The 6,530-nt window shown below is 77.6% G+C and carries 6 protein-coding genes and 1 pseudogene; 5 read left to right on the top strand and 2 right to left on the bottom strand.

Features of this window, described 5'->3' with window-relative positions:
• Window positions 1–288, top strand: a pseudogene (locus ABZ885_RS33000) (heavy metal translocating P-type ATPase); the annotation flags it as partial.
• A gap of 169 nt (window positions 289–457) precedes the next feature.
• Window positions 458–976 carry a histidine phosphatase family protein gene (locus ABZ885_RS32995; RefSeq protein ID WP_360196912.1) on the top strand — a complete coding sequence of 173 codons (519 nt, stop codon included), beginning with the start codon at window positions 458–460 and terminating at the stop codon, window positions 974–976.
• A gap of 92 nt (window positions 977–1,068) precedes the next feature.
• Here the strand turns inward: ABZ885_RS32995 and ABZ885_RS32990 are convergent, their stop codons facing one another.
• Entirely contained in the window at window positions 1,069–1,680 is a 612-nt protein-coding gene (locus tag ABZ885_RS32990; RefSeq protein ID WP_360196909.1) for a maleylpyruvate isomerase N-terminal domain-containing protein, read from the bottom strand.
• Window positions 1,677–2,639 (bottom strand): NAD(P)-binding domain-containing protein, encoded by a 963-nt coding sequence (locus ABZ885_RS32985; RefSeq protein ID WP_360196906.1) that lies wholly within the window; start codon window positions 2,637–2,639, stop codon window positions 1,677–1,679. The genes ABZ885_RS32990 and ABZ885_RS32985 overlap by 4 nt, the downstream gene beginning before the upstream one ends.
• A 139-nt stretch (window positions 2,640–2,778) precedes the next feature.
• Here ABZ885_RS32985 and ABZ885_RS32980 point away from each other — a divergent pair, with 139 nt between their 5' ends.
• From ABZ885_RS32980 to ABZ885_RS32970, 3 genes are all read left to right on the top strand, one after another.
• Window positions 2,779–3,819 (top strand): helix-turn-helix domain-containing protein, encoded by a 1,041-nt coding sequence (locus ABZ885_RS32980; RefSeq protein ID WP_360196903.1) that lies wholly within the window; start codon window positions 2,779–2,781, stop codon window positions 3,817–3,819.
• Between the two features lie 90 nt (window positions 3,820–3,909).
• Window positions 3,910–4,653 carry a Mut7-C RNAse domain-containing protein gene (locus ABZ885_RS32975; protein WP_360196901.1) on the top strand — a complete coding sequence of 248 codons (744 nt, stop codon included), beginning with the start codon at window positions 3,910–3,912 and terminating at the stop codon, window positions 4,651–4,653.
• A gap of 134 nt (window positions 4,654–4,787) precedes the next feature.
• Window positions 4,788–6,530: BTAD domain-containing putative transcriptional regulator (locus tag ABZ885_RS32970; protein WP_360196898.1), on the top strand; the 1,743-nt coding region annotated here is incomplete at its 3' end.

The following is a 6,530-nucleotide window of genomic DNA, read 5'->3' as shown; positions in this document are numbered from 1 at the left end:
CAGGCCGACCTGGGCCTGGCCATGGGCACCGGCACCGACGCCGCGATCGAGGCCGGCGACCTCACCCTGGTCCGCGGGGACCTGCGCTCCGCCGCAGACGCCATCCGGCTCTCCCGCCGCACCCTGGCCACCATCAAGAGCAACCTCTTCTGGGCCTTCGGCTACAACGTCGCCGCCCTGCCGCTGGCGGCCGCGGGCCTGCTCAACCCGATGATCGCCGGTGCGGCGATGGCGTTCTCGTCGGTCTTCGTGGTCGGCAACAGCCTCCGCCTGCGCACCTTCCGCTGACGCCCCGCCGGGCGTCCCCGGCCTCCGGTCCGCCCCTCCCCTTCCCGGGTGAGGGGCGGACCGGAGGCCGGGGCCTGCGGGCCTGCGGGTGTGCGGGTGTGCGGGCGTGCAGTGGCCCGCCTTGTGCGGGTACCGGATAGTGGGCCGTGTCGTGGAGGAGGAGACCGCCGTGAGCACCGAACGAACCCGCAGGATCGTCCTGGTCCGGCACGCCAAGTCCGAGCGGAGCGAGGTCATCGACGACCACGAGCGCCCGCTGGCCGAACGGGGCCGCCGGGACGCCCCGGCCGCGGGCCGCTGGCTGGCCGGTGCGGGCATCGCCCCGGACCTCGCCCTGGTCTCGACCGCGGTGCGGACCCGGGAGACCTGGAGCCTGGTCGTCTCCGAGCTGCCCGAGCGCCCCCGGACCGTGTTCGAGGAGCGGATCTACGCGGCGAGCCCCGGCGAACTCCTCGCCCTGCTCACCGAGCTGCCTGAGGAGGTGGACGAGGTGGTGATGGTGGGCCACAACCCCGGTATGCACGCCTTGGCGGACACCCTCGCCGACGCGTCCGAGGGTGACCTGGCGGCCCGGCTGAGCGCCGCCTTCCCCACCTCGGCCATCGCGGTGCTCACCTTCGACGGCTCCTGGAAGGCGGTCGGGCCCGGCGCCGCCCGCCTGGCCGCCTTCTGGACGCCGCGCGGCTGACCTCCGGTCGTCACCGCGGCCACCGTGCGCGGCCGTCACCGCGGCCTCGCCGTGCCCCGCCGCCGTCACCGCGGCCTTGCCGCGCCCCGCCGTCACCGCACCCGGCCGTCCCAGCTCCACGCGCCCGCGGGCACCTCGGGCAGGCCCGGCAGGGCGGTCCGGCCGGTGCACCAGAGCAGGGTGTCCCCGGGGGCGTGGCCGGCCGGGGCGGCCGGGAACAGCCGGGCCAGCGCCGGGGCGGCGAGCTCGTCCGGCAGCGACCGGGCGAGGTCCAGGGCGCCCGCCAAGTCCCAGCCGTGGACGAGGAGTTCGACCGTCCCCATGGCCGCGAAGCCCGGCCCGTCCGAGGCCCCCCACGGGTGCCAGGCCCGGGCGTCCGGCGGCGCGTCCCGGACCGCGCCGGCCAGCAGGGCGGCCGCGATGCGCAGACCCTCCAGACAGTGCGGGACCGGCGCGGCCGGGTCGAGCGAGCCGAACAGGGCGATGTAGCGGTCGGCCGGACGGGCCGTCAGCAGGCCTGCGTAGCCGAGCACGCCGAGCGCGAGGTGGTCGAGGGTCTCGCGGCAGGTCCGGTCGCTGCCCTCCGGGCGGCGGGACCAGTCGGCGCCGGCGGCCCGCCCGAGCAGTCCGGTGGTCCGGGCGGCGGCCTCCGTCACCAGCGCGGGCCAGTCGGTGACGGCGGGAGCAGGGGCGGCGGTGGTCACCGGCGGATCCCCTCGATCAGGCGGGCGTAGCTGTCGGCGCCGTGGCCGGCCTCGACGGCCCGTCCGGTCTGGCGGGCGAGGAGTTCGGGCAGCTCGGTGTCGACGCCGCGGGCCCGGGCGGCGTGCAGCAGGTGCTCCATCGCGGCGAGGTGGACGGTCAGGCTGGCGTCGTCCCCGGGGTAGGTGCCGGCGTCGGCCTGGGCGGCGTAGCGGCCGATGAAGCCGGCCACGGGGCCGGACAGCCAGCGGGTGGCGACCGGGGTGAAGTCGGTGGCGCGGACGCCGTCGGCGCCGACCAGGGCCACGCCCTGCAGCCAGCCGCTGAGCGAGGACCACATCAGGCCGAGCAGCGCGGTGTCGTAGAGGCCCGCGATCCCGGCGTCGGGGCCGAGGTCGACCGGGTCGCCGAGGACGGCGAGGGTGTCGCGGTGGCGGGCGAGCGCTTCGGGTGCGCCGCTGTAGAGCAGGGTCGCGTCGGGGCCGCCGATGCCGGGCGGGGTGATCATGATCGCGCCGTCGAGGTAGCCGAGGCCGTGCCCGGCGGCCCAGCCGGCCAGCTCGCGGGCCTGCTCGGGGGAGCCGGAGGTGAGGTTCACCAGGGTGCGGCCGGACAGCAGGTGTTCGGTGCCGGCGAGGACGGCGCGCAGGGCGTCGTCGTCGAGGACGCAGGCGACGATCAGCGGGCCCGCCGCGACCGCCTCGGCCGGGGTGGCCGCCCGGACGGCGCCGCGGGCGGTCAGCGGTTCGGCCTTGGCGGCGGAGCGGTTCCAGACGGTGGTGGGGTGGCCGGCGGCGAGGAAGGCGGCGGCGAGCGCGGTGCCCATCGCGCCCAGGCCGAGGACGGTGACGGGCTCGCGGGCGGAACCGGCGGAACCGGCGGGACCGGCGGGACCGGCCGGATCGGCGGGGCGCGGGGCCCGGGCGGAGTCGGCGGCGGGGTGGACCGGATTCTGCGGCATGGGGTGATCTCCCTGCTGGGCTGGGGAATTGGGTGGCCGAGGTCTTGATCGACAGCACTTACTCTCGCCGCCCGGCGGGACCGCGGACAGTGGCGGTAATGCCCTTTGCCGCACGATTCCTGCCAGTAGGCTGCCGGGCATGAGCGCCTTACCGCACACCCCCGGACGCGGCCCCGGCACCGTGGCCGTCGCCGTCCTCGACCACACCGAGCTCCCGCTCTGGGACCTCTACGAACTCGGCATGGCCTGCGCCGTCTTCGGCATCCCGCAGCCCGAGCTCGCCGAGCGCTGGTACGAGTTGCGGCTCTGCGCCGAGACGCCGGACGCCGGGGCACCGCCCAGGCCGCCCGGCGGGTACGGCTTCTCGCTGCGCGCCGAGTACGGCTGGGAGGCGCTGGCCGACGCGGACACCGTGATCGTCACCTCGGTGCCGGACGCCTGCGTGACCGGCGAGCGCGAGGTGCCGCCGGCGCTGGTGGCCGAACTGCGGCGCGCGGCACGGGCCGGGGCGCGCATGGTGTCGCTCTGCACCGGCGCGTTCGCCCTCGCGGCCGCCGGGCTGCTGGACGGGCGCCGGGCCACCGCGCACTGGTCGCACACCGCCGACCTGGCCCGCCGCCACCCGGCCGTCACCGTGGACGACAGCGTGCTCTACGTGGACGACGGGGACGTGCTGACCAGCGCGGGCGTGGCCGCCGGCCTCGACCTCTGCCTGCACCTCGTCCGGCGCGACCTCGGCGCGCACGTGGCCAACCGGCTGGCCCGCAAACTCGTCGTCCCGGCCCACCGCCCGGGCGGCCAGGCCCAGTTCGTGGACCTCTCGGTCCCCGTCGCGGACGACGACAGCCTCGCGCCGGTCCTGCAGTGGGCCACCGCCAACCTCGAACAGCCCCTGACGGTCAACGAGTTGGCCCGCCGTGCCCGGATGAGCCCGCGCACCTTCTTCCGGCGGCTGCAGGCCGCCACCGGCACCACCCCGCTGCAGTGGCTGCTCAACCAACGGCTCGCCCGCGCCCAGTCGCTGCTGGAGGCGACCGACCTGCCGGTCGAGCGGATCGGCGAGCGCAGCGGCCTCGGCAGCGCGGCCAACCTGCGCCGCCACTTCACCGCCCGGGTCGGCGTGACCCCGACCGACTACCGGCGGGCCTTCACCGCCCGGGCGGCCGTGGGAGGCCACTGAGGCGGGAGCCCTGCCCCGGCGGGGGGACGGTGGCGCCGGCGGCGGGAAAAGTGCTGGCCGCCGCCGGCCGCCCGCTGGCATGCTGGCCGGGTGGACCGACCGGAGATCTGGCTCAGCTTCGACCCCGACCTGCAACTCTTCCTCACCTCCGCACGGCGGGGTGAACGGACGGCGGTGCGCACCGACGGTGCCTCGACGCTCGGGCACGTGGTGGAGTCGCTGGGCGTCCCGCTCACCGAGGCCGGCGCGCTGTTCGCGGACGGCCGGCGGGTGGACGAGTCGCACGTCCCCGCGCACGGTGAGCTGATCTCGGTGCGGGCCGTGCAGCGGCCGCAGCGGTTCGCCGCCCCGGTCAGCTTCCTGCTCGACGTCCACCTCGGCACGCTCGCCCGCCGGCTGCGCCTGCTGGGCGTCGACGCCGCCTACGAGAACCCGGACATCGGGGACGCCGCGCTCGCCGCGCGGTCGGCCGCCGAGGGGCGCATCATGCTCTCCCGGGACCGCGGCCTGCTGCGGCGGCGCGAACTCTTCGCCGGCGCCTACGTCTACAGCCACCGCCCCGCCGAACAGCTGCGGGACGTCCTGTCCCGGTTCGCGCCGCCGCTCGCCCCCTGGAGCCGGTGCACCACCTGCAACGGGACGCTGCGCAGCGTGGCCAAGACCTCGGTGCAGGACCAGCTCCAGGACGGCGCCGAGCGCTCGTACGACGCGTTCGCGCAGTGCACCGCCTGCGGGCAGGCCTACTGGCGCGGCGCCCACCACGCCAGCCTGGACGCCATCGTGGCCGACGCGGTGCGCGAGTTCGGCACCCCGGAGCTCACACCCCGGGCCTGAGCCCCGGGCCTGATCCCCGCGCCCGGCCCGCGACCGCGCCCCCGACCGCCCGGGCCCGGCCCGCAGCGGCCGGACTCGCCGGTCGGCCCCGGTGGACGTAGGTTCGTAGTGTCCGCACGGAAGGCGCCCGGCGCATGGTCGAACTGCGTATCCGCCTCCTCGGCGGTTTCCTGGTGCGGGTCGGCGCGCAGGAGATCGCCGCCGACGCATGGCGCCTGCGGACGTCCCGGAGCCTGGTCAAACTGCTCGCGCTCGCCCCCGGCCACCGGCTGCACCGCGAGCAGGTCCTCGGCGCCCTCTGGCCCGGGCAGCCGCCCGAGACCGGCGCCGGCCGGCTCCGCAAGGCCCTGCACGAGGCCCGGCGCGTCCTGGACCCGGACCCGGCCGCCCCGCACCTCCACCTGGAGGAGGGCGTGGGCCTCGCCCTGCACGGCGGTCCGCTGCTGGTCGACGTCGAGGAATTCGAGCACGCCGCGCTGCACGCCCGCCGCAGCCGCGACCCCGCCGCCTACGAGCGGGCCGTCGCCCGCTACGGCGGCGACCTGCTGCCCGAGGACCGCTACGAGCAGTGGGCGGCCGGGCGTGAGCGGGCGCTGCACGCCGAGTACCTGGCGCTCCTGGTCGAACTCGCCGGCCTGCGCGAGGCCCGCGCCGACCTCGACGGTGCGGCCGCCGCGCTGCGCCGGGCGGTGGCCGCCGACCCGCTGCACGAGGACGCCTCGTCGGCGCTGATGCGGGTGTACGCGCTCGCCGGGCGGCGGCACGAGGCGCTGCACGAGTACGACCGGCTCACCGCCGCGCTGCAGCGCGCGTCGGACGGCGCCGAGGGGCCCGGACCCGCGGCCACGCGGCTGCGCGAACAGGTCCGGACCGGCGGCGCGGTCCGTGCCGAACTCGCCGGCGAGCTCTGGGAGCACGTCGGCGACCTGCGGATGCTCGCCGGCGACACCGCCGGCGCCGCCGCCGCGTACGGCTCCGCAATCACCCCGGGGGTGGTGGACCTGCCCGCCTCGCCGGGGGTCCTCACCGGGCGGGTGGCCGACGGCACCGGCCTGCGGGCGGTGCGGCTGCACCGCAAGGCGGCCGCAGCGCACCTGGCGGGGGAGTCCGGCGGCTCCACGGCCGCCGCCGAACCCCACCTGGGCGCCGCCGAGACCGCCCTCGCCGAGGCCGGCGGCGATCCCGCGGAGACCGGCCGGCTGCTCGGGGTGCGGGCCGGTTGGCTCCGGGCGTCCGGCCGTCACGACGAGGCGCAGCAGGCCGCCGAGGCCGGGCTGACCCTTGCCGAGGGGTACGGCACGGCCGCGGACGTCGCGGCCGCCAACGAGACGGTCGCCGTCGTCCGCCACGTCCGCGGGGCGTGGCGGGAGGGCCTGCGCCGCGAGGTCGAACGGCTCGGTGCGGCCGACGCGGACGGCCGGCTCGGCCGGATCTCCGGCATCCACTGGTGCCTCGGCCAGTACCAGCTGTACGGGGACGGCCTGAGCGACGACGTCGAGGAGTACGCCCGGCAGCTCCTCGACCTGGCGCTCGCCCGCGGCACCCGCCGGGCCGAGGCCTTCGCCTGGTGCCTGCTCGGCGAGTCGTTGCTGCTGCGCGGCCACTGGGACGAGGCGCCCGGCTGCCTGGAGCGCAGCGCCCACCTGCACGAGGAGCTCGGCGGGCGCTCCAGCGCGCTGCCCTGGCAGCGGCTCGCCGAGTTCGCGGCCGGGCGCGGGGACAGTGGCGAGGCCGCCGCGTGCCTGCGCCGGGGCATGGCCGCCGCCGAGGCCTCCGCGTCGGCGCGGCACGCCTTCGGACGGCTCTACGCGACCGCCGCCCTGGACGCCCTCGAACGCGGCGAACCGGGCGAGGCGGTCCGCGCGGCGCGGGCCGCG

This window comes from Kitasatospora sp. NPDC047058, from assembly GCF_040643935.1.
In the GTDB taxonomy this organism is placed as follows: domain Bacteria; phylum Actinomycetota; class Actinomycetes; order Streptomycetales; family Streptomycetaceae; genus Kitasatospora.
This window is presented reverse-complemented; position numbering and strand designations above follow the sequence as displayed.